This is a genomic window from Romboutsia sp. 1001285H_161024_C4, from assembly GCF_015550185.1.
GTDB lineage: Bacteria > Bacillota > Clostridia > Peptostreptococcales > Peptostreptococcaceae > Romboutsia_C > Romboutsia_C hominis.
This window is the reverse complement of sequence record NZ_JADNAJ010000002.1, coordinates 13,346-37,506: the sequence shown is the minus strand read 5'-3', so window position 1 is coordinate 37,506 and position 24,161 is coordinate 13,346. Positions and strand designations below refer to the sequence as shown.

At 28.1% G+C, this 24,161-nt stretch carries 18 protein-coding genes and 1 riboswitch; of the genes, 2 read left to right on the top strand and 16 right to left on the bottom strand.

Features of this window, described 5'->3' with window-relative positions; genetic code table 11:
• The first annotated feature begins 24 nt into the window (after positions 1 to 24).
• The gene (locus I1959_RS03710; RefSeq protein WP_195237156.1) at positions 25 to 195 is read left to right on the top strand and encodes a hypothetical protein; all 171 of its coding nucleotides are present in this window, start codon (positions 25 to 27) and stop codon (positions 193 to 195) included.
• A gap of 54 nt (positions 196 to 249) precedes the next feature.
• Here the strand turns inward: I1959_RS03710 and I1959_RS03705 are convergent, their stop codons facing one another.
• From I1959_RS03705 to I1959_RS03670, 8 genes are all read right to left on the bottom strand, one after another.
• Positions 250 to 681, bottom strand: coding sequence for a cell wall-binding repeat-containing protein (locus I1959_RS03705; RefSeq protein ID WP_330615170.1), 432 nt, complete (start codon positions 679 to 681; stop codon positions 250 to 252).
• A gap of 32 nt (positions 682 to 713) precedes the next feature.
• A complete protein-coding gene (locus I1959_RS03700) occupies positions 714 to 869 on the bottom strand; it encodes a hypothetical protein (RefSeq protein ID WP_195237155.1) in 156 nt (51 codons plus the stop codon).
• 247 nt (positions 870 to 1,116) lie between these two features.
• The gene (locus I1959_RS03695) at positions 1,117 to 4,116 is read right to left on the bottom strand and encodes a cell wall-binding repeat-containing protein (protein WP_195237154.1); all 3,000 of its coding nucleotides are present in this window, start codon (positions 4,114 to 4,116) and stop codon (positions 1,117 to 1,119) included.
• An 84-nt stretch (positions 4,117 to 4,200) separates the two neighbouring features.
• Entirely contained in the window at positions 4,201 to 6,447 is a 2,247-nt protein-coding gene (locus tag I1959_RS03690) for a cell wall-binding repeat-containing protein (protein WP_195237153.1), read from the bottom strand.
• 644 nt (positions 6,448 to 7,091) lie between these two features.
• Positions 7,092 to 7,700, bottom strand: a complete 609-nt coding sequence (locus I1959_RS03685) for a DUF4352 domain-containing protein (RefSeq protein WP_207733524.1) — start codon at positions 7,698 to 7,700, stop codon at positions 7,092 to 7,094.
• A 180-nt stretch (positions 7,701 to 7,880) separates the two neighbouring features.
• Positions 7,881 to 10,628, bottom strand: coding sequence for a cell wall-binding repeat-containing protein (locus tag I1959_RS03680; RefSeq protein ID WP_195237152.1), 2,748 nt, complete (start codon positions 10,626 to 10,628; stop codon positions 7,881 to 7,883).
• A gap of 69 nt (positions 10,629 to 10,697) precedes the next feature.
• Positions 10,698 to 10,781, bottom strand: a riboswitch (cyclic di-GMP riboswitch).
• A gap of 234 nt (positions 10,782 to 11,015) precedes the next feature.
• Positions 11,016 to 11,264, bottom strand: a complete 249-nt coding sequence (locus tag I1959_RS03675; protein ID WP_195237151.1) for a hypothetical protein — start codon at positions 11,262 to 11,264, stop codon at positions 11,016 to 11,018.
• A gap of 197 nt (positions 11,265 to 11,461) precedes the next feature.
• Positions 11,462 to 13,300 carry a cell wall-binding repeat-containing protein gene (locus I1959_RS03670; protein ID WP_195237150.1) on the bottom strand — a complete coding sequence of 613 codons (1,839 nt, stop codon included), beginning with the start codon at positions 13,298 to 13,300 and terminating at the stop codon, positions 11,462 to 11,464.
• Positions 13,301 to 13,780: 480 nt separating this feature from the next.
• On the opposite strand from I1959_RS03670, the gene I1959_RS03665 reads away from it, so the two are divergent.
• Positions 13,781 to 14,866 carry an acyltransferase family protein gene (locus I1959_RS03665; RefSeq protein ID WP_195237149.1) on the top strand — a complete coding sequence of 362 codons (1,086 nt, stop codon included), beginning with the start codon at positions 13,781 to 13,783 and terminating at the stop codon, positions 14,864 to 14,866.
• A gap of 2 nt (positions 14,867 to 14,868) precedes the next feature.
• Here the strand turns inward: I1959_RS03665 and I1959_RS03660 are convergent, their stop codons facing one another.
• The 8 genes from I1959_RS03660 to galE all read right to left on the bottom strand — a co-directional run bounded on the left by I1959_RS03660 (position 14,869) and on the right by galE (position 24,127).
• On the bottom strand, positions 14,869 to 15,276 hold the full coding sequence (locus tag I1959_RS03660) for a GtrA family protein (protein ID WP_195237148.1): 408 nt from the start codon (positions 15,274 to 15,276) through the stop codon (positions 14,869 to 14,871).
• Positions 15,277 to 15,336: 60 nt separating this feature from the next.
• Positions 15,337 to 15,981 carry an HAD-IB family hydrolase gene (locus tag I1959_RS03655; protein ID WP_166505969.1) on the bottom strand — a complete coding sequence of 215 codons (645 nt, stop codon included), beginning with the start codon at positions 15,979 to 15,981 and terminating at the stop codon, positions 15,337 to 15,339.
• Between the two features lie 8 nt (positions 15,982 to 15,989).
• Positions 15,990 to 16,892: a decaprenyl-phosphate phosphoribosyltransferase gene (locus tag I1959_RS03650; protein WP_195237147.1), complete on the bottom strand. Its 903-nt coding sequence runs from the start codon at positions 16,890 to 16,892 to the stop codon at positions 15,990 to 15,992.
• Positions 16,893 to 16,912: 20 nt separating this feature from the next.
• Positions 16,913 to 18,145, bottom strand: a complete 1,233-nt coding sequence (locus I1959_RS03645) for a DUF6080 domain-containing protein (protein WP_442971099.1) — start codon at positions 18,143 to 18,145, stop codon at positions 16,913 to 16,915.
• Positions 18,146 to 18,223: 78 nt separating this feature from the next.
• A complete protein-coding gene (locus tag I1959_RS03640; RefSeq protein ID WP_092923857.1) occupies positions 18,224 to 19,699 on the bottom strand; it encodes an N-acetylmuramoyl-L-alanine amidase family protein in 1,476 nt (491 codons plus the stop codon).
• 326 nt (positions 19,700 to 20,025) lie between these two features.
• Complete coding sequence (locus I1959_RS03635) at positions 20,026 to 20,637, bottom strand: DedA family protein (RefSeq protein ID WP_195237145.1); 612 nt, start codon at positions 20,635 to 20,637, stop codon at positions 20,026 to 20,028.
• A 110-nt stretch (positions 20,638 to 20,747) separates the two neighbouring features.
• Positions 20,748 to 22,838 (bottom strand): cell wall-binding repeat-containing protein, encoded by a 2,091-nt coding sequence (locus I1959_RS03630; RefSeq protein WP_330615169.1) that lies wholly within the window; start codon positions 22,836 to 22,838, stop codon positions 20,748 to 20,750.
• A gap of 242 nt (positions 22,839 to 23,080) precedes the next feature.
• Positions 23,081 to 24,127, bottom strand: coding sequence for a UDP-glucose 4-epimerase GalE (galE, locus tag I1959_RS03625; RefSeq protein ID WP_195237517.1), 1,047 nt, complete (start codon positions 24,125 to 24,127; stop codon positions 23,081 to 23,083).
• Between the last annotated feature and the right edge of the window lie 34 nt (positions 24,128 to 24,161).

Below are 24,161 nucleotides of genomic sequence, written 5' to 3'. Positions count from 1 at the left end.
ATAATAAACTCAGGGGGATTTTTTATGTTTAGTGAATGTAAGTTTCTTAAATTTGAAGGTGAAAAACCTACTACTAAGGACTTTGATAAGATAATGGAAGTTGCTAGTGTAGTTTTTTCTAGTGATAATTTTAGTTCTGAAGAAAAGAAAGACCTTTATATGAAAGTCAATCTTATGTATGAAATGTATAGATAAAAGCCAGGTATATACCTGGCTTTTACTTATATTGTTTAATTATACATTTTAACTTTAAAAATATACATTTTTTATATTTTTATCACTTAACCAAGTACACATTTTTTCATCTAATTTATCTTCTTGAGTTATCACTATAGGCTGTTTTTTATTCCCTGCTACTGGTGCTATTGATAGTAGATCGTCTTCATCATATACATTTCCTATATATATTTCTTCTATATTATTTTCATCATGTATCTTTTGGTCTATTATATATGAAGTTTCATATATACTATTTTCGCCTATTCTATCAATTTTTATATTTAGTATTATTGATTTTATTTCATCTACTACTTTTTGTGGTATTGTATGATCTTTACCTATTAGGATTATTTTTTTAGGATTTATTTTTATAATTTCGTTTTTTATTTGTATTGGTATGTTGTCTTTATTGATAAGTAGCATTGGTGCGTTATGTATTGTGGCTAATGGTGTTGCTATGATTGCATCTACTGCTGATTTTTCGTTTATTAATATTATTGTATCTGTTTTTCTTGTTGGATTTCTTGGCTTATTTTTATTGATGTGTTGTATATGTCTTTATCAACGAATTCTTTTATGTTTATAGCGCTTGATTTTGTAGTCATTAATATTATAAATATTAATGTTATAAGTCTTTGTACTTTATTCAATTTTTCTCCCCCTATTAATAATTATATTTTATAAAACCATTTTCCTCACCCCCTAACCTAAAAAGTATATCACAAAATACCTAGAGAAAGAACCTCTTAAATTAGATTCTTTTATATATTCTTTAGTATTTATTTTTTGTTAATTTCTTATCTTAATAGTATTCAAACTATCAAATTAATGTAATCGTTTAAAAAAATAAGCTGTAGTAAAAACTACAACTTATTTATATAAACTTAAAATATTCTATTAGCTTGCTGGTATATCCACAGCTATAACCTTAACCTTAAATGGATTTTCATTACTTTCTTTAGCACCATGATACATATTAACTATTATATTACCCTTTTTACCAGCCTCTAAATTAACAGTACCTCCAGCTGCTACACTAACCCCAGTTATGTCAGTCTTAACTTCTATAGTAGCTAATAAATCATCTCCACTACCATATCCAGCAACACTTCCATTTTCTATATAGAAAATAACATTGTCATCATCACTAGTATCTACTCTAACTTCCTTAGACGAATTTAATACAGATACACCATGAACTAATTCATTATTACCCGAACCTGTTATGCTAAATAAATCTCTAACATCGAAATTAGTAGCTTTAACTATCTTTGGTATATCATTTATAACAACATCAGATATCTTAGGAGTAGAATCATTTACAGTTATAAGCTGAGAAGTAATCTTATTAGTAGTTCCCTTCTTGTAGACTTCCACATATGCACTACCTGCACCAACAGCAGTAACAGTTATATCAGAACTTGCACTTCCTCCATCAGTAGGTGTTACAGTTATTACATCTGTATTTGAAGACTTAACATAATATTGATCATTTGTGGCAGAGTTTGGAAGTTGTATCATTTCTGAAGCTATAAAACAAGATTGATTATTATATTGATTATAATTTAATGTTATTGAATTATCGCCTAATATGGCATACTTATCTAAAACAAAATCTAAACCATTCTTTAATTCTAAATTACGAGAATTTACAGTAGTATTTGTTTTTACATCAACTTTAACGCTTATTGTTGAAACTTGATTAGTTCCTCTTTTTATAACTAAGTTACCAGTTCCAGATTTAACAGTAGTTCCATCTGCTAACTCAGTTATAGTCAATGTATAGTTACCTTTCTTATCCTGACTAACTTTGCTTAAAGTAGCACTAGCTAAATCTTCTTTAGTTGTTGTTTGACCACTTATCACAGAAACTGTAGCATTTTCAACAGTTAGTCCTGCATTACTTGTATTTATATAATCTCCATATTGGTCTTTAACAACTGCATTTATTATTGTAGTATTACTATTTTCCTTATCTAATATATTAACACTACTCTTAGAAAATGTTATATTATTTGCATAACGAGGCTGATCAACAACAGTCATATTTATACTTCTTCTAACATCTCCTTTTTTTACAGTTATGGTAGCTGTACCTGTAGCATTTGCAGTTAATGTGTTATTTTCATTTACAGTTATAACTCCAGGTGCTGAAGATTCAACAGTAAATCCATTTACACCAACATTAGTTATTCCAAATAAATTAGTACCTTTTACATTAGTTATAGTTGCTGTTTCACCTGTAACCATCTTATTGCTAGTTATAGCTCCAGTATCATTAGCTCCACTTCCAACTTCCACACTAAAAGATGTTATAGCAGATAAATTTAAAGTCTTATCAACTACTGTAACGTATACAGGACTTGTAGTCTTTATTTCTGTAGTTCCCTTAGTTAATTTTATTTCGTAGTTAAAGTCATTTTGAGCTCCTAATACAGTACCATTTAGCTCTGTAACTAATTTTCCAGTATCTGATGTATTACTAGCTACTCCATTCTTATCAAATACAGTTTTATTAGCCTTAAACTCAACAGTCCATCCATTCTCTTTTAAATATGAAGTAGTAACCTTTTGCCCACCATTTATAGCTACTTCTAAGTACTGAACTCCATTAACATTTACTTTAGTTGTAGCACCTTGAACAGAGCTTATAGCTGAACTATATGTAAAATTATGACTTGTAGTAGTTCCATCACCTTTTTCAACCTTTAAAGTAGATGTACCATCACTAAATGCCTTATCAAACTTTAAAGTAGCCTTTGTATCACTTCCTTCATATGATAATACAGTGTTTCCACTTAAGCTAAAGCTTGACTTAGTTAATTTATCTAAATTAGTACCAGTTATTTCAAGTGTCTTATAATCAACAACTTTCACACCTGTTACATTCGCATACTCAACTACTGGCTCTTGTGTTTTCTTTACTTCATTTATAACAGAAGAAGAAACTTTCCCACCAACTTGAGTTACTTTGTTAAACTCTTTCTTCTCTAATAAACTCTTTTGGTCACTATCTAAACTACTAGCAACTAAAAGTACAGGTTGACCTTTTTTGGCTGCAAGGGCACCAACACCTAATGCATCTATAAGCTCATCTTGCTTTTTGGAACCATCAGTAGCTACATATACATTTTGTAAATTTTTACTTGTATAAAATTCTTCTATAACAGCAGCATTAGTCTTGTTTCTAGTAGTACCACTTAATCTTTCATTGTTAGGTAATTGATTTTTAACTGCATCAGTTATAGTGTTAGGCCCACCAACAACATAAGACTTAGTTAATTTTTCTTCATCTATCCACTTCTTAGTTTCTGATGGTATACTACTCTTTTGAGCAAGTATTATAGGCATACCATTCATAGCAGCAGGAGCTCCTACACTTATAGCATCTGGTAATCCTGTATCACCATTTACTACAGCTATCTTTGTAATGTCTTTACTTGCATCCATCTTCTTCGCAACGTTTAAAGAAGTTTCATATCTATCATTACCATAAGTTCTTTCTACAGTTATGCCCATGTCTTGTAACTGTTTGACTACATTATCAGATACAGTATTTTTTCCACCTATTATATGTACTCTTGTTGTTCTTAACTTAGTTAACTGAGTTTTAGTATCTGCATTTAATGAATCTTTTTCAGTTAAAAGAATTGGAGCATTTTTAGACTTTGCATAAGGAGTAGCAGATAATGCATCTGGTATTGATGAACCATTTACTAAAACTACATCAGTAGCACTACTCCATCCATCCTTACTAACCTCAACAGCAGTTTTATATCTATCAGTTCCTGATAATTCGTCTGTTGTAACACTAGTAGCTGCATATACACTAGTTCCTATTGGAGCCATCATAGCAGCAGCTAGTAAATATGCTACTATCTTTTGTCTTTTTTTCATAATATTCCCCTCCATAATATATTGAAAAATAAAAGAGTACTAGAATATCTAGTACTCTTTATATTCTAGTATTAATTCTATATTTTACTTAAATACAGACTTTAATACTTTTATAACTTTCTCAGATACTCCGTATCCAACTTGAACAGTAGTCTTATTGTCTTTAGTTGCATGAGCAGTATCTTCTATAGCTATCTTTTGAGATGCAGATAAATTATCAGTTGCTATAACTAATTGGCTATCTGTTTGTGCAGCGTATACACCTGCAGCTAAAGCATCTACTAAGTTTTTGTCATCAGACTTAACTACTACAGCTTTTTGCTCATCAGAACCAAAATGTCTTAAAACCTTAGCATTTGTGTCTTGTCTGTCAGTTCCAGCAAATACAGTTACTTTATCAGAAACTTTATCTATTTCCTTAACTAACTCAGGAGCTATAGTGTTATCTCCACCAGCTACGAATGCTTCTACTACATTGTTAGTTCTTATGAATGTTTCTATATCTTTGCTCATAGAAGTTTTTTCAGTTAATACTATTGGAGCTGTTTTCTTAGCAGCTTCTGCTGATATAGATAAAGCATCTGCCATAGCATATCCTTGAGCTACGAATACTTCGTCAACATTCTTAGTTAAAGTAGCTATTCTCTTAGCAACTTCATAAGATGTATCACATCTATCGTCACCTTTAACTCTATCTACTTTAACTCTCATTTTAGCTAATTCTTCTGCAACAGCAGGAGATACAGAGTTTTCTCCACCTACTATGTATACATTCTTAGCTTCTAATCTCTTTATTTCATCCTTAGTTGATTCTGTTAATTTTCCAGATTGAGTTAATAATATTGGAGCATTTCCTAATGCTTTTGCAAATGGAGTAGCAGTTAATCCATCAGCTAAAGATTCTCCTGATACTAAAACTACATTATTATTTGTTCCTGCATTTGCAGATTTACTTACTTCTATAGCAGTTTCATATCTATCAGTTCCTGCTAATGTAGTAGTGAAATCTCCAGTAGTAACAGTTCTTGGGTTGTTTATAGTATTTCCTGTAGCTATTTGAGCATATAACTCTTTAACTTCATCGAATGTTCCTGTGAAAGTTAACTCAGCTAACTTAGTTTCATCAAACTCAACATTATTACCCTCTACTAAATCTTGTGCTGTTGATGAACCAGCAGCTATCTCAACTTTAGCTTTTAGGTCTAACTTATTTTCATATGCATATCCAAGACCTGCAGATACAGTTATTTTAAATTCACTAGTTTTAGAATCTACTGTTTTCACATCAGAAACATTTACATTATACATTTTTTCTTCTTGACCTGATATAGTTATTTTATCTTCTTTTATATCTTTTGATGCTATTAATTCATTAGCTGATACAGCACTTTTACCAACATACTGTAATGCTAATTTATTACCATATATATCAGTTAATTTTTCTCCATCAACTGTATATAATTCTTTAGCTAACTCATTTCCTTCTCTAGTGTATCTTCCTTCTTTTATTAATTCAGATGCATTTAAAGTTTTCTTTACTGCTCCCTCAGTTGCAGTGTACTCAACCTCTATATCTTTTATAGTTTCTTTCTCTTTCACCGCTATTCTTGCAGCTTCGAAGTCATATATATATCCTGAAGAATTCTTTAATGGCTTAGAGAAATCTCTTATCGCATCATTTAATCCTAATGATAATATCTTTGTACCTAGATTTCCATCTCCATTGACATCATGATTAGCATCCTTTAAATCAACTTTATCACCATTTTTTTCAGGCACAATGTCTCCAGCTTCTAACTTTATAACATTAGATAAATTAGATGCATCTGGAACTACTATTGATGTAAATCCATTGCTTGCTGATGGAGTTAATCCTGCTGCTATATCAGTAGATAATTCATTTACCATTTTGTCTATGCTATCTGTATTAGTTTCTGCACTGTAAGCATAGTTATCCCAATCTACTAATTCTCCAGAAACTTCTCTAGAACCTTTATCTTCTATAGATATTCTTACTTCGTCACCTACTTTAACTGTATCCATTATAGCTACGAATTCAGCATAGTTTGCTGCTACTTTACCTTTAACAGTTACTGTATATGCACATTTTCCTGCATTATCAGCATCTAATAACATATCTTCATTTTCAGTATAAGTCTTATCTAAGTATCCTTTTACTGTTTTCATTAATTCAGCCTTAGCTTCCGCATCTGCTAAGTCTATTGCCCCCGCTGGTAGTGCTTTTTGCTCCATAGCTTGAGATACTACAGGTGCAACAGTTGTTGCTACCATAGCACCAGCCATAGCTACAGCCATTTTTCTTTTCATCATATTGCTTTGCCTCCCCAAATAATTATATTTAAATCACATCTCTTTACTATGTATAATTCCGTAAATATAATTTCTCGCATTTCTCACAACATAATCATATTATATCTTCAACATATTTTATACATTTTTATTCCTACATTTTGCGTCAATAATATATGTATTTTTTGTTATTTTGAACTTTCTATTTTTTTCTACATTTTTCTATTTGTCAGTTTTTTTATTTATTTTTGTTATTTTTTATTTTTAAAATATTTAATTTTAAAAATATTTTATATTACATTATTTTTGTCGATATTTTTTCCCATATCTTAATTTATTTCTCCATTTGTATTACCTACATAAAATGTATATGTTTTATTTTTACAAACTAAAAGGACTAATACTTAGATTTTTGTATTAGTCTTTTAGCCTATGCATATATTTAAATTTAATATACTTACACTAGTTATAGTGTAGTGTATTGTATGTGTATATCTCTATCAATTTTTTTGTTTTATAAATTCCCCTAATATCTCACTTGTTAATTTATAACCTTTTATACTACTTTTAAATTTATATTTATTTTTCAATTAACTTTATAAATAAAAAAAGAAGGTTAAAGATATTTTGACCTTCTTTTTTATTTATTGCATTTTAATATGTATTTATTTAAGTTTAACTACTACTTGGTTCCCTGCTAATGAGCTATCAAATTGTAATTCTAATCCTGTTGCATCTTTAGGAACTTCAACTACATATTCTCCAGTTATTTTTCTTCCTGGTCCTATTGTTCCATCTAGTTGACCATTAGCATTTTCCACTATAGTTTGTTTCATAGCTCTTCCATCTTTATCTACTACTTTAAACATTAGTACAGATGATACAGTTTGTTCTTTATCTGATATATTTTCTACTGTTGCATCTACGTATAAGAATTCATTACCTTCTTGTGGCTTTATAAAGTCACTTCCATTTGTAGTTTTTACTTCATTTACTGTTATTTTAAATTTATCTAATTCAATAGTATCTCCTATATTGAATACTTCTTCTTTATTACTTTTTTCTTCTTTTGTTACTATAGGTTTATCTTCTGAAACTAATTTTGGTTTATTTGAACCAGATCCTGCAATTGCAGCTATTATTATTACAACTAAAACCCAGAACCATATCTTTTTATAAAATGGTTTAGAATTTTTTGCCCCACATTTAGGACACGCTTTTGCGTTAGATGCTATTTCATTACCGCAGCTTTTACAATTTATTAATTTTGCCATTATATAATCCTCCTACAAGTTGTATATATTTTTTAAGTCCAAGGTATATTATACATATTTACTTTGTCGTTTTTTGTCATTTATTGTTAGAATTGGAACTTTTTTATAATTATTTCTTAATAAAAAAGGAACATCAATGATGTCCCTTCTTTGTCTTAATATATTTTTAATTTGAATCTATTATTGTGCATCCTTTGCTAATGGATTCCAGATTATACCTACTTTTTCAGTTTCAGTTCTCTCACCCACTTTAACTTCTAAAGTAAATATCATATTTATATATTTTATCTCCGTACCTTCTGGCATTGGATATTTTTCATTCTCTATATTCTGTTTTTTGAAAAACTCTGCAAATCCAAGTATATCTATATCTAGACCATCTAAATTAATTTTTCCACTTGATTCTGTAGATGTTTTTTCTAATACTCTATCACCTATATATTTTTCTAATATACCTTTATGACTCGTGTTAGATGTAGTGTAAGTGATACTACTTCTTTGATTACTTTGACCCATATGAGTCACAATATCTAATCCTTTTATAGTAACTTTAGCATCATTTTCTGTAGCCTTTTTTAAAACTATAGAATTTAATGTTCCAAAATCATCCTTTATAACATTTCCATTTATATTTTTTTGTTGATTTGTTATAGTATAATTTAATGACTCTATATCAGTAATATTTGGTATTGAAGCAACGCCTATTGAAGTCTTATCGATAATTTTTTGTTCTTCTTTTAATACTACTCCTGGATCATATTTTGATTCAATAAGAGGCTTTACATCTGGCTTTACAACATATACGTTTATATTACCAGGGTATTGATTTTTCGGTATTGTTAGTGAGTTTAACTTCTTGTGTTCTCTTGCATAGTCAACTTCAGCATTTACTATTCCAGGATTAACACTTCCATCTTCTAGGTTTCCATATAGCTCAAATCTTCCTAGTGCAATATCTTTACCTTCATTGTATCCACTATCTTCTGCTCCTGTTTCAATATATATAATTTGATCAACCACATCAGTAAAGTTTACAAAACCAGTATTTACTGTTCTTCCAGTTTCATCATAATATACCTTATCACCTAGAGCACTAAATTCTGTTGTTAAATTAGCTCCATCTAGCTTATATACATCATTCTCTCCTACTTGTTCTACATCTAAAACTGTTCTAGGATTTACAAATACACCATATTCAGTTATTTTATGAATATCCTTTTTAAATTCTATATTTTCTAGTTTTAATTCTTTATTCTCTTTATATTCTATTTCAATTGCTTCATTTTTGTTGTTACTGTCATCTTTTATAGCATCAGCATTTACTTTTATAGTACTACCTTGTTCTAATTTTTCGCTAAATAATACTACTAATTTATTTTCTTTTATATATGCTGTTTTCTCTATACTTGTTTTGCTAGTAGCATCGTTTTTTGATATTACGCTTATTTCTTTTGATATATCATCTACATTGCTATTTATATTTTCATTAAACTCTAATACTACTGCTTTTTCATTTGTATTTGATTTTAATACACGAGGCTTTGTTGTATCTTGTGGTGGTCTTGGAGTTGTACTTCCTCCGCCTCCTCCAGTTGATGGTGGGTTTGGTTTATTTCCTTCTAATACTGTATCACCTGCTGGTTTAAATCCTTCTATAGTTCCGTTGTTTTCAACTACAACTCCACTTCCTTCAACTACAATATTTTTTAATGTAGCATCTTTGTCTACAACAACAGTAGATCTACTAGCTTTAACAGTTATTTTTCCGCTATATTTTCCAAAGAATTTAACTTCTAAAAGCTTGTCACTATTTATAGTTAAATCCTGAGTTATTGTTGATGTTGGTCTAAATTCTATAACATCGTGATGATTAGCTTTCTTCAAAGCTTCTTCTAATTCAGCTACTGTCTTAACTACAAAAGTTTCTCTTATTTGAGTGTCTTTTAATGCTTTTTTAGAGTTTTCATTTATTCCTTGTCCTACTTGTACCATTTCTTTAACTTTTTTTCTAGCTATTGCATCTTCTTGTGCTGTATGTAATTTGTTTCCAAGTATTACAACTGGTGAATCTTTCTTAGCTGCTAATGGTCCAACTGCTAAAGCATCTACTAAATGATCTTCATTTCCCATTCCACTTTTAGCATAGAACACATTTTCAACTTCTACATCACTGTAGAACTTATCTATAACTTTTGCATTTGTTTCGTGTCTATCTTCTCCTGCTATTCTTTCTGCATTAGGTAGTTTGTTCATTACTTTATCGCTAACTACTCCACCTACTACATAAGATTTTTTTATTCCTTGAGATTTTATCCATTCTTCACTTTTTCCAAGGCTATCTGTAGATGATAGTATCACTGGCATATTTTTATCCCCTACTGCTGGTGCTACACTTATAGCATCTGGAAGTCCTTTATTTCCACTTACTACTGTTACTTCTTCTATATTTTTAGCTTTATCTATAGCTTTTGCTACTTCTAATGAAGTATCGTATCTATCTTCACCTTTTATTCTATCAACAGCTATGTTCATAGCTTTTAATTCTTCTACTACTTTTGGGCTTACTGAGTTTTCTCCACCTATTATATATACTTTTTCTGCTTTTAATCTAGCTAATTCAGCCTTTGTATCTTCCCCTAATGTGTCTTTTTTAGATAAAAGTATTGGTGCATCTTTTTGAGTTGCAAATGGTGTTGCACTAAGTGCATCTGCTACTTTACTAGAATTTACTATTACTACTTCTTTAGCACTTTTCCATCCTTCATTAGATACGGCTGTTGCTGTTTTGTATCTGTCATTCCCTGCTAACACTTTATCTTTAGTTGTATCTGCAAATGTTGGTGCTAATGTTGTAGATACTATACTAGCTGTTAACCCTATTGCTAATGCTTTTTTTGTTTTAATAAACTTTACTGCTTGTTTATTCATTTTTAATCTCCTTATTTTTATATTTTTTCATAAAAATAGACTAAAAATATTTCTAGATATACCCCTAGAATCAAATTTAGCCGGTTGCACTACTAACTCCATATAATCTAAGTGCCCATGTACAGATTATATTTCAACGTTTCTGCATATGATTCACAATAAATTTATTTTATTAATAAATAATTTTTATTCATATTCATTATATTTCATAATAATTTCGATATCAACCTATTTCAAGCGACATTTTCGCTTATTTTTCGACATTATTTATTTATTTTATTCGACTATTTCATTAATAATACTAAATATGTACCCCTAATTTTTATTTTAATGCTAATTAATTATATTACATTATACTCATTAAAAAAGAGCCCATTTAAGGCTCTTTTATTTAACGATATATTCATTTGTGCTTCCAAGTTCTCCATCATATCTACCAAGTTGCTTGACACATACTTTTTTTATACCATCTACATTATCAATCTCTAAAGTATCATAATCTATTCTTTTAGTTTCTACTTTCTTATCATTTACGTACACATGACTACTATCTGTAAAATTCTTTCCTTTTATAGTAGTTACCTTATCTCCAACTACTACATCATCTATCACTATTTCTTCTAATCCCAATTTCATGTTACTTGCTTTTGGATTATCTTTTTCTTCTAGGTAATACTTTTTCCCTCATTTAATTTTTCCTTATATAATCCCTTTTGTGTTACATTATTTAATTGAATATATTATATCATAACAGTTATTTAATTTATTGTTTAGGCTTTATAATAAAAAACCTACCTCTCATGAGGTAGGTTCTATCTATATTAACACTTTAATTATTTTACTATTTCAACTATCTTTTCTATTACAGTGTTTGCTATTCCTTGTCCTATTTGAACTATCTTCTTAACACCTGTTAACTTTAATTCAGCAGTTTCTTTTTGATCTACTGATAAGTTATTTGTAGCTAATACTATTGGAGCATTTTGGCTTCCTGCTAAAGGAGCTGCAGTTAAAGCATCTATTAAATGGCTCTTTCCTACTCCGTATCCATCTTTAGCTACAAATGCATTTGTAGTCTTATCATTATAGAACTTGTTTATAACAGCAGCGTTAGTTCCTTGTCTATCAGCTCCTGATAATCTTTCTACATTGTTTTTAACATCATCCATAGCGTCTAATTCAGCTTTAACTTCATCAGATACTGAACTAGTTCCACCAACTATTGTCATATCTCTCTTAGCCATAAATTCTTTAGCTTCTTTAGTTATAGCAGCTTTATTTGTTACTACTATTGGAGATTTTGTTTGTGCAGCATATGCGGCTATACTCATTGCATCTACTTCACCGTTTCCACCAACTACGAATGCAGGCTTTTCAGCTCCTGCTTTTTCTCCCTCTACAACTTTTTCAGCTATAGCTAAAGATGTAGCATATCTGTCATCTCCTGATATTCTTTCTACTTTTGTTCCTAATTTAGCTAATTTTGCTTCAGCTTCTTTAGATATTTGGCTCTCTCCACCTACTATGTATATAGTCTTTCCTGCTAATCCATTTATTCCAAGAACTCTTAACATTTCAGCTTCTACTTCAGGAGTTACTCCTGCTTTTTGAGATAATAATATTGGAGCTTTTTCTTTAGCTGCTAATGGTGATGCTGCTAATCCATCTACTATTGCATCTTGTCCAACTAATACTACTGCATTAGCTGTTCCATCTTCAAATCCTTCTTTACTTACTTTTATAGAAGTAGCAAATCTATCATCTCCTGCTAATGATCCAACTAATAGTGTATCTTTATTTTCTAATACTGCTTTAAAGTCTTTCATTGTGTGGAATTCACCTGCTATAGTTGTTTTTCCAACAACATAAGAACCTTTTTTTACAGTTATATCTAATCTTGTTAAAGCATCTCCCTCTGGATTAAATCCTGGTAAATCTGGTAAATCAGATAATACAAACGTTAGAGCTTTATCATTCATAGCTTTTACTAATTCCATACCTTTTGAAGTAAGTCTTACTCCGTCAAATAATTCATTTACATCTATTTCATCAACATTCTTTACTGTTACAACGAATTCATCTTCTACTACTATATCACTTAATTGCTTTTCAAATCCTACTAATTTTTTATTTTCATCTACTATTTTCTTATTAAAGTCTAACTTGTCATCCCCAACTTTAACAGTTACTATATCTTTTGATGATGGTGTTTCTTTTACTGTTACTGTATCTGTAGTGTGTTCCTCTACTAATCCCTTACCAATAAGGTCTGTTAATATTTGATCTACTGATTCGTACTTGTCTACTTTGTAGTCAACAACTTTTCCATCTAATGTTTGGTGACCTTTATCTTTAACAGTTACTTTTATTTCAGCACCTTTTGCTAATCCTTTTATAGCTGTTTCTAATTCTGTTGCATTTTTTATTGCTGTAGAACCTAACTTTATATCATATACATTAGTTCCAACTGTTGCCTTAGATATTGCATCTTCAAACTTAACGTTTAAAGCTTTTCTTATATTCCCTACTAATTCATTTACAGCTTCTTTGTTATTTGAATCTACTCTCATTGTTATTTTATTTTCATCTGCAACGTTAGCAAATGCTGGTGCTACTGAAGTAGCTACTGTTACCCCTGCCATTACCATAGCCATGTTTTTCTTCTTTAACATATTTATACCTCCGAATATTTTATATATTTAACAACATCGAATATTCTTCCGTATTTCTCACAGGACAATCTTATTACATTTTTTTACAATCTACAACATTTTCATTTCGACATAAAATCATTTTACTAAGTATTATTTTGTCGTATTTTATCACATTTCATTTTGTACTTTTCACATTTTTCCTATCTATTTATTGAATTCACTTTATTTAAAAATCATTTTAAAAGCGTATAATTTTGTCGATAATTGTATTAAATTTCTTTTATTTTTTAATGTTTTTATTTGATAATATAATGCATTTTTCTCTATTTTATTACATGTTATTTTTTAATTTTTAATATCAAGGTAAATATTTTTTAATATTAAATACTTACTTTTATCTATTTATGTTTATTAAAGTAATAACTATATATCTGAGATTTCTTTTATATATGGTATAATATTTTTTTAGACATCTTATTTTTGCAAGGAGTTGACATTTTGAGAGACAAAAAACTAGATATTTATCGCGGTCTTATAATGATGTATGTAGTTGGAGTTATACATACTCTATTTTGGTTCCCTGTTTCTAATCACGTTTTAAAGTCACTTTTCTTATTTGAAATGGCTGTGGTATTTTTTATTACTGGTGCTAGTTATTCTCTTAGCTCAAAAAAAAGCTACATTAAATACCTTATATCTCGTGTGCCAAGGGTTATAGTTCCATATCTTATTTTTGGACTATTTGTTATTTTCATTCAATATATAGCTTATATTTTAGGAACTTCTATTACTGATTCTCCTATAAATATATTTGTATATGATACACTACATCCTTTAAAGAAACCTGGGATTTTCATACCTTTTATTACTTGGCATTTATGGTTTATGCCTGTGTACTTATTGTTAGTACCTTTCATACCCCCAATGTTTAAGTTATTTGAAAGTCTAAAAGGTATTTTTAAATTTATCCCTTTATTATTTATTGCAATATTAGTATTATATTTTGAAAATACTACTCTTAATATTGATTTTAAAAGTGTTATTTTCTATGCTTTTTGGATTTATACAGGATTTTTCTATACAAAATTTAAGGATGTTAATATTTCAGTAGTCAAAAATATAGCTATATCTTCGATTCTTTTTATAGCTTTAGTTTTAATTGTTAAGGGTGATAGATATGTTTTAAATATGTCTACTAATAAATTTCCCCCAAATTTTACATTCTTAGTTTTTACTATGACTGCTTTTAGCTTTTTATATATGTTTAGAAAAGTTATATTAAAATTTGGAGATTTACCTTATATAAGAAATATTGTTGATATTTATAGTGCTTATGGTTTTACCCTTTATTTATATCAACCTTTTACTTATTTATTACTACAGCCTATTTATCTATATTTATTTAATTTAACTGGATACAACTTTATATTAAGATGTGTTTTAACTCTTATAAATATTGTTGCTGTTATTTTAATTAATATTATATTTGCCAAAACTTTTGGTAGGTTTGAGAATTTTAAGCTTAAGTTTAATTCATCTAATATAGATATGAAAAATAATATGGATATGAAAAAAGCGTCATAATTTTATGACGCTTGTTTTTTAAATATTATTACTTTACTTAGTACATAGTTTAGTACTATTACTAATATGTTTGTAAATATCTTTGTTATAAAGTCATTGATTCCCATCATATCTATCATCACATACATTAATATCATTTCCATTACACCTGATAATAGTCTACAACTTACAAATGACGTAAATTCTTTTATTAAAAATTCTAGCTCTGTATTATTACTTTCAAATACAAAAAACTTATTTGTTATATATGCAAATATTACTGCTACTATCCATGCTATTATATTTGCTACCATATAGTTTAGTTCTATTATTCTTGTTAATCCTATATATGTAGCTATATTAACACCTACTGTTAGCCCTCCAAAGACTAAATACATGATGCTTTCTCTATACTTTTTTAATATATCCATATTATTCTCCTATTTAGTATTTAACCACCAATTTTTAATACTGGTGGTTAATGGTTATAGCTATGCTTTTTGTATATATTTATGATTTATTTTTTCTTTTATACTTCCATCTTTTTTGTTTACTAGATATGCATTTTTTACTAATTCAAACATTGGCATATCGCTCATTGAATCTGAGTATGAATATGAATTTTCATAGTCTATTTCTATATCTAGTTTATTTAATACTTCTTCAATTCTTTTTACTTTCTCTTTCCCTTTACAGTTGTTTCCTATTATTTCATTTTTATATCTATTATTTTCATATAATAATTCTGTACCTATCACTTCATCTGCATATTTATATTCTTTGAAATATTTCATATATGCTTTTGGTGATGCAGTTATCATTATTATTGTTGAATCTTTTTTTGATTTTTCTATTATGTCTTTTATATTTTTATTTATCTTAACTTTTAATTTTTTATCAAAAAATTCTTTTAATTCTTCTTCACTAAAGTTTACTATTGGGCTAAATACAGCTTCTTTTGCTTTTTTCAAGCTAGTTAACTTTAATGCATACCCTACTAGAGTTATAAATATATATGGTATTTTTATTATTGTTTTTAATGGCTTTGTTTTTAGTGAGTATAGTATAAAGTCTATCATACTATCTGTATTTATTACTGTATAGTCTATATCTAGTAATAGTACTTTCTTTTTCATATACCCTCCTACATTAATATTAATAGGCAACTTAATACCCATAATATTACATTTATTTGTAGAGTTCTATCTTTTAATACTACATCAGTTGGGTTTCCTTCTTCTGTTGTATTTATTATATAGTTATATCTAAGCACTCCATATACTACAAATATTGTTGTATATATCATTTGAGGTTTATCTGGATTACTTGTTGAGTAAAGCGCATAACATACTATTACAGAACTTAATACTACTCCCATCATCTGGTTTATTATTTCTGAGTTATACTCTTTTAATATTTTTCTATGTTCTCCTGCTTGATTTTTAAGTCCTTCTATTTCTTTTTTTCTTTTACCTAGCCCTAAGTATAAAGATAAGAAGAATGTACATAATATTATCCAACTTGATAATTCTACTCCTATTGCTACACTCCCTGCACATACTCTCAATATAAATCCTATTGCTATTGAAAATACATCTAGTAGTACTACATTTTTTATTTTAAATGAGTATAATAGGTTATTTATTAAGTATATAAATATTATGGCTGTTAGTTTTAAGTTTATTTTTGATGATAAAACTAGTGCTACTGCTACTAATCCTATTAACAATACTACTGCATTTTGTATTTTTATTTTCCCACTTGCTAGTGGTCTTTTACATTTTTTAGGATGTAATTTATCTTTTTCTATATCTACTATATCATTTAACACATATACAGCTGATGATATTAGACAAAATGATATAAATGCTATTATTGTTTTATATATTAAATCTAAATTTCCTATGTTATTTGAAAATATTAGTGCCGCTACTACAAATAAGTTTTTTATGTACTGATTTGGTCTCATAAGCTTTATGTATTGACCTATTATGTTTTCTTTTATTATGCTATCTTCAATGACAATTTCTTCTTTTAAATTTTGCATATATTCACCTTCTTTGTGTCTTATTTAGGATAATTATTCATACCTATTTCTAATATTTTTAAAAATCCTTGTATATTACTTATTATCATAGTTACTAGTACTACTACTAAGAATATAATGAATATTTTTGTATATTTTTTAGGTAAAGATTTTGCAAAATAAGCTAAAAGTATTATTATTGCAAATGAAAAATATATTGCCATTATGTTTGCATTTTTTAGGTTATATCCTATTATTCCATGTAATGTTATATTCGCAAGTATTGCCCCTAAACATAATTGAGGTATTCTTTCTTTATAGTGTTTTATACCTCCTATTATTGCACATACAAATAATACTAAAAATATTAGGAAAAATATCATATTAGGAAGTCCTTGTTGTAAAAACATCCCATTTTCAAATTTTGCACTAGGAAAATACATTGTTGGGTATAGTAATCTTACTAATGTCATCTTTAGTTTTTCAAACATAGGTATTACTTGTATAAATTTTGTATCACTTTTGACTATATCTTTTACCATGAAAAAGCTATTATATGCTCTTGATGATACGATAATTACATAAGCTGCTAATACAAATGCTCCAATATGCTTTGCCATTTTTTTGATGTTTATTTTAAACTCTAATAATAAGTTTATTCCATACATATATATATTGGTAAGAGTTATTCCGAATAAAGGTATTGCAGCTATATCTATCCAGTATGATTCTTTATTTTTAAGTTTATTTACTAAGAATACAAAGAATACTAATGATAACTGGCCATATATAAATCTCTCTACATTCATAGTCATAAATATTTGAGGGAATGAAAATACCATCATACTTATTATTAGTGATAGTATTTCCCTTTTTATATTTAATTTCTTTATTGTACTATATACCATTGTTATTGACGCTGAACTTACTAATATTTGTAATAGTATTAACCCCATACCATATACATGGTTAAACCCTATATTAAAATTAGTAGCTATGTTCGTACTCAGTAAATGTATTGGATATCCTATTAATGATACTATCTGCATGAATAGTATATGTTTACTATTATCTTGCGCTAACGCAAATGTATTCCAATTAAATAATACACCTGTATCTGTATCTAATAATACATCATACGTATTATTTGTATCATAGAATATTGTTGTTTTTGAATAAAATATTATAGCTATTGCTAAGTATATAATTGCTACTGATATAAATAACAATATCTCTGATTTATGTTTTGCTATTTTTTCTGTCAAAGTTTCCACTCCTTTTTGCATAAGTTTATAGCTTGTTTATTATACCATATAATCTCTATTTTTATATATGAAAAAAGGGATGTATTTCTACATCCCCTCTCCGAAATCAATTATCACTCCATTTTCATCTATTATTACTCCATTACCTACTACTGTGTTTCTTTCCATCTCTCCATATTCATTAAAGTAATAGCTTTTACCATCTATCTCTACTATTCCTTTTTGAAGCACTCCATCACCATTAAAGTAATATGTTTTTTCATTTATATTTTGCCATCCTGTTCTAACTGCTCCATCAAATCCAAAGTAATACATATTTCCATCTAGTTCTTCCCATCTTTGTTGCATTGATCCATCTGGATTAAAGTAATATTTTTTACCATCTATTATTTGCCAACCAGTTCTTACTACTCCATCATTTCCAAAATAATATTTATTACCATCTAACTCTTGCCAGTACCATAATGATACTCCATTTAGTGGATTCAAATAATATCTTTTACCGTCTATTACTTGCCACTTTATTTTCATTACTCCGTTATTATCAAAGTAGCTTCTTCTACCTTTTACGACTTCTTGCCATCCTATTCTCATTATTCCATCATTTCCAAAGTAATATTTTTCATTACCTACTGTTTGAAGTCCTGTTCTTAACACTCCATCTGGTCCAAAATAATATTTATTACCATCTAGATATTGCCAATTCCAAAGTGCCACTCCATTTAATGGATTTAAGTAATATTTTTTCCCATCTATCACTTGCCACTTTATTTTCATTGCTCCATTGCTATCAAAGTAACTTTTTCTTCCCTTTACAACTTCTTGCCATCCTGTTCTCATTATCCCATCATTTGCAAAGTAATAGCTATTTCCATTTAAGTTTTTAAGACCTGTCTGCATTACTCCATTACCATCAAAGTAGTATTTCTTTCCTGATATTGTCTGCCATCCTGTTACTTTTTGTCCTTTAGAGTTGTAGTAATATTTTTTTCCGCCTATAGTTTGCCATCCTGTTTTTATTTCATTTCCATCAGTTAAACTTATTTTATAGCCTGCTGCTATTTGTTTAAAGCTTTGGTCTGTATACTTTATTATTACTTCACTTTTATTTGGTATTTTTTCAAATAAATCTCTAATTTCCTTGTTGTGCATTCTTATACATCCACCTGATACATGTTTACCTATTGAGCTTTCATTATTGTTTCCATGTATTCCGTATGTTGTTCCATAAGTTAAGCCTACTTGAAGCCCTAACCATCTATCACCTAGTGGATTTCTAGGATCTCCTCCTGGTATTCCCCCTGAATAATATGGTCTATTTTTAATCTTATTTACTATTTTAAATTTTCCCTGTGGAGTTGGTGTACTTTTTTTGCCTGTTGCTACCCTGTATTCCCTAACAAACTTATTATTAACATAATATCCCATCCTATTAGTTTTTGAATTTATAACTAAGAGATGTTTACTTGCTGCTTCTATGTTTATTATGTTTATAAAAGAAAATGCTAATATTAATACCATTGTTGATATTATAGATATGTGTTTTTTTAGCTTTTTTTTCACTCTTATTCCTCCCCCCTGATTTCTAATATATTGCTTGAATTACTTAGTTAGACTTATTTAAGGGGGTTTCCTTTAGTGTTATTAATTGCTATTTTTCCTTGTTTTTTCATTTACTTTTATTTTATTATTTTTATTTCATTATTTTTTGTTATGAAATTAAATTTTTTATTACTTTGTATATATATTTGTATATATATTATTACAATTAAAAATCCAATTTGCTAATTTAACTAATACTATCTAAATGTTTTATATAAAAAATCCCTTGAAATAATAACTATATTATCTCAAGGGACTTTTTACTATTATATTTTTAATATATAATCTTAGTTTTTACTTTTACAGTTTGATTTTTTTATGTTTTTTATAAATAGTATTATTACTATTCCAACTACTAATACTGTTGTCACCATTACTATAGTATTTATAATTCCGCCACTTGCTAATACTTTGTTTCCTATAAAGTATCCTCCACCTATTAATACTAAGTTCCAGAAAAGTATTCCTATACTTGAATATAGTATAAAATACCATACATTCATTTTCACAGTTCCAGCTACTAATGAAATAGCTGTTCTTGCTACAGGCACAAATCTAGATAACATTATAGCTGATTTATTATATTTTTTTATAAAATTATAAGATGCTGAAAGAGATTTTTTAGTTTTTGGAAACTTTTTTCTAATATAATCTAAAAGTCCATCTCCAAATTTTGCTCCTAACCAATAATTTAATAAAGATCCCACTATTCCCGCTATTGTTGTTGTTATAAGTATAGTCACAAAATCCATATCATATGATGCTCCTACCATACCTATAAGTGGTAGTACTACTTCACTAGGTAGTGGAAAATTTGCATATTCTAATGCTACTAATAAAAACATACTTATTAATCCATATTCTCTAATAAAAACTTCTAAAAACTGTTCTAAAGCCATTGAATCTCTCCATTTATAAATTTAGTCAGTTTCTATTATACATTATTACAGTTTCTATTAGTAGTCATAAATGGTTAGATTTTCTATATTTTATAATAACTTATGTTATTTTATATTTCAAAATATAATTCATATGTTTTGTATTCATCACTTTGATTAATTATTTCGTAGTTATTGTTTATATAATCTTTCTCTAAATTTTCTCCTAATATTATTTTATTTTTAGGTGTATTTACATCTTCTGTTATTTTATTTTCAACATATATAGAAGGGATCTTGCTGTATATAGTATCACTTGATTTTATTACATTTTCATCATTTAAACTATTTGTCACCCTTCCTTCTAATATAAGTTTTGATACACGATTTTTAATATAAGATTCATTTAAACTAATTGTAGATTTATTACTCTTTCCTACAATATTATCTACTTTAACATTTGAACTTGAAATACTTATAGCTGGTAAAATTTCCGATTGTGTTTCTATATTCATATTTTTAAGCTTTATATCTGAACACATTTGTATAGATATAGATTCTTGTCTTGATTTTATATTAAAATTTCTAAGCTCTACTCCATCATGACCTATAAATATTCCTGGATTTTGCAAACTTAGTGTTTCTATACTATAATTTTCTTCACCATTACTTCCATCTATAGTTACTTTATTATTTATATTTAAATAGTTGTTTGTTGCTATTTTAATATGATTTTCTAGTTTTATTATAGTTTCCTTGTCTTGTGATGCTATTTTTATATACTTTCTTATTTCATCTTCATTTTTTACAAATGCTATATTTTTATCTACTCCATCTAAGTTTTCTATTATTATATCTTCTTCTATGATATTGCCATATTTATCTTTTATGCTTTCTTTTTCTATTATTATCTTACTATCTTTACCTACAATTTCTTCTTGTAATTTTATTATTAGGTTGTTGTTATCTATTTTTACATCATCATATTTACTTAATTTAATATATTTTACTTCATCTAAAGTTGTATTAAAATCTTTATTTTCTAATTTTAATATACAATTAGGATCTACTTCTATTTTTATTTTTTCTTTTATATAATCTACATTGCTATCTATGTCTTCATCAAATTCTATGTTTATTATTCTCTTTTCATTATCAGTACTATGATTCACATAATTGGGTGCTAATTTATCTTCTATCTCTAGAGGTGGTCCTATTGGCGTTGGCGGTATTGATTCTTCCGGTTCTGTTGGTGGTTCTATTGGCGTTGATGGTATTGACTCTTCTGGTTTTGCCGGTGGTGATGGTTTTGTAGGTGGATTTACTGGTTTTAGTGGTTTATAATTTTCTTTAATACTAATTAGTTCATTCTTTGCATTTTGGTGTATCCCATACCCAACTTGTACAAGTTCTTTTATTTCTTTTCCTTTTAGCACTTTTTTTTGAGTATTGTCAATACTCTTGCCTAATACTACAATAGGAGATTGTTCTTTTGTAGCTAACGGTGTTATTAATACTCCGTCTACTAAATCTTCACTATTTCCTTTACAGTAATATAATTTATTTAATTTATCAGGATAAAATTCTCTTATTATTTTCCCATTAGTTTCATATCTATCTTTACCACTTATTCTTTTTGGATTTGGTAGTTTTTTAAATATTTCATTACATATTGAATCTTCCCCTCCTATAACATAAGTCTTATCTATATACTTATCTTCTATCCATCTATAACCATGTTCTATGTTATCTCTTTTTGATAATATGATTGGGGTATTTTTACTTCCTCCTACTGGTGCTATTGATATTGCATCTACTAAAGTTTCTTGTCCATTAACAACTATTACTTCATCACATTTTTCATTGCTTATGCTGTTTATTTTATTTGCTATTTGGACTGACGTTTCATATCTATCTTTTCCATTTATTCTTTCAATTTCTAAGTTATTTTCCTTAAGCTGATTTTCTACGTTTTTATGAATTACGGATTTCCCACCTATTATATATACTTTTTCTGTTTCTAGCCTTTTGATTTCTTCTATTGTTTTATTATCTATTTTGTTATATTTAGTTAGAAGTATTGGTGAGTTTATTTGAGATGCTAATATACTTGCACATAGCATATCTGGAATTGACTTTGAATTTACTATTATTACTTCTTTAGATATTTTAAAATTCTTAGATATTTCTATAGATGTTTCAAATCTATTCTCTCCTCCTATTATGCATTCTGATGCATATATTTGTAGGGGGATTAGTGTACTTAATATAGTTACTAAACTTATGAATTTTTTTATATCAATCTCTCCTTTTAATTATTTTTATTTTACATTATTTCCTTTTTGTACTTTTTTATAATAAATTTTTAAACAAAATTTCATCTATTTAAATTTATATGCTTTTTTGTAATTAAAAAAGCTATTTTAATATGTTCTACATAGAACCTATTAAAATAGCTCGTATACTATTCTTTGTCAATTGCTACTTCATCAAACTTTTTTACTTCATATCCATTTGGATTATTACTTTGCCATCTCCATGAATCTTCACACATTTCTTCTATTCCATACTTAGCTTTCCATCCAAGCTCTTTTTCTGCTTTTGAAGGGTCTGCATAACAAGTTGCTATATCACCTTCTCTTCTTGGTGCTATTTTATATGGAATTTCTTTATTACTTGCTTTAGAAAATGCCTCTACAAGTTGTAATACACTATATCCTTTCCCTGTTCCAAGGTTGTATGTAACTAAACCTGGATTTTCATCTAGTTTTTCTAGTGCTTTTACATGTCCATATGCTAAGTCTAATACATGTATGTAATCTCTAACTCCAGTTCCATCTACTGTATCATAATCATTTCCAAATACATTTAAATATGGAAGCTGACCTACTGCAACTTTAGTTATATATGGCATTATATTATTTGGTATTCCAACTGGTTCTTCACCTATTCTTCCGCTCTTATGTGCACCTATTGGATTAAAATATCTAAGTATAGCTATATTTAAATCTTTATCTGCATAGCATATATCTCTTATCATATCTTCTATTATTAATTTCGTTCTTCCATATGGGTTTGTTACTGATAGTGGGAAGTCTTCTTTTATTGGGCAAGTTTTAGGACTTCCATATACTGTTGCTGATGAACTAAATACGAAGTTTTTAACATTATATTTTTTCATAAGTTCAAATAGGACTAGTGTAGTTATTAGATTATTTGAATAGTATTCAATAGGCATAGATACCGATTCTCCTACAGCCTTAAGTGATGCAAAATGTATTATGGAATCTATATTATTTTCTTCAAATACCTTATCCATCTTTTCTTTATCTGTAATATCTATTTCATAAAATTTTGGAGTTTTACCACTTAGCTCTATTATTCTATTTACAACCTCTTTGCTACTATTACATAAGTTGTCAACTATTATTACTTCATGGTTTTCTTCCAATAGCTTTATTACAGTATGGCTTCCTATGTACCCAGCACCACCACTTACTAAAACTGCCATATTCATCACATTCTTTCTCTAATATTTTTTATTT

Bases quoted from the DNA above. Each gene is read 5' to 3' on its own strand.
- I1959_RS03710 (WP_195237156.1), top strand. From the start codon at position 25: ATGTTTAGTGAATGTAAGTTTCTTAAATTTGAAGGTGAAAAACCTACT.
- galE (WP_195237517.1), bottom strand. From the start codon at position 24,127: ATGGCAGTTTTAGTAAGTGGTGGTGCTGGGTACATAGGAAGCCATACT.
- I1959_RS03675 (WP_195237151.1), bottom strand. From the start codon at position 11,264: ATGAAATTGGGATTAGAAGAAATAGTGATAGATGATGTAGTAGTTGGA.
- I1959_RS03650 (WP_195237147.1), bottom strand. From the start codon at position 16,892: ATGCAAAATTTAAAAGAAGAAATTGTCATTGAAGATAGCATAATAAAA.
- I1959_RS03690 (WP_195237153.1), bottom strand. From the start codon at position 6,447: ATGATGAAAAGAAAAATGGCTGTAGCTATGGCTGGTGCTATGGTAGCA.
- I1959_RS03685 (WP_207733524.1), bottom strand. From the start codon at position 7,700: ATGGCAAAATTAATAAATTGTAAAAGCTGCGGTAATGAAATAGCATCT.
- I1959_RS03635 (WP_195237145.1), bottom strand. From the start codon at position 20,637: ATGGCTTTAGAACAGTTTTTAGAAGTTTTTATTAGAGAATATGGATTA.
- I1959_RS03655 (WP_166505969.1), bottom strand. From the start codon at position 15,981: ATGAAAAAGAAAGTACTATTACTAGATATAGACTATACAGTAATAAAT.
- I1959_RS03680 (WP_195237152.1), bottom strand. From the start codon at position 10,628: ATGAATAAACAAGCAGTAAAGTTTATTAAAACAAAAAAAGCATTAGCA.
- I1959_RS03670 (WP_195237150.1), bottom strand. From the start codon at position 13,300: ATGTTAAAGAAGAAAAACATGGCTATGGTAATGGCAGGGGTAACAGTA.
- I1959_RS03660 (WP_195237148.1), bottom strand. From the start codon at position 15,276: ATGGATATATTAAAAAAGTATAGAGAAAGCATCATGTATTTAGTCTTT.
- I1959_RS03695 (WP_195237154.1), bottom strand. From the start codon at position 4,116: ATGAAAAAAAGACAAAAGATAGTAGCATATTTACTAGCTGCTGCTATG.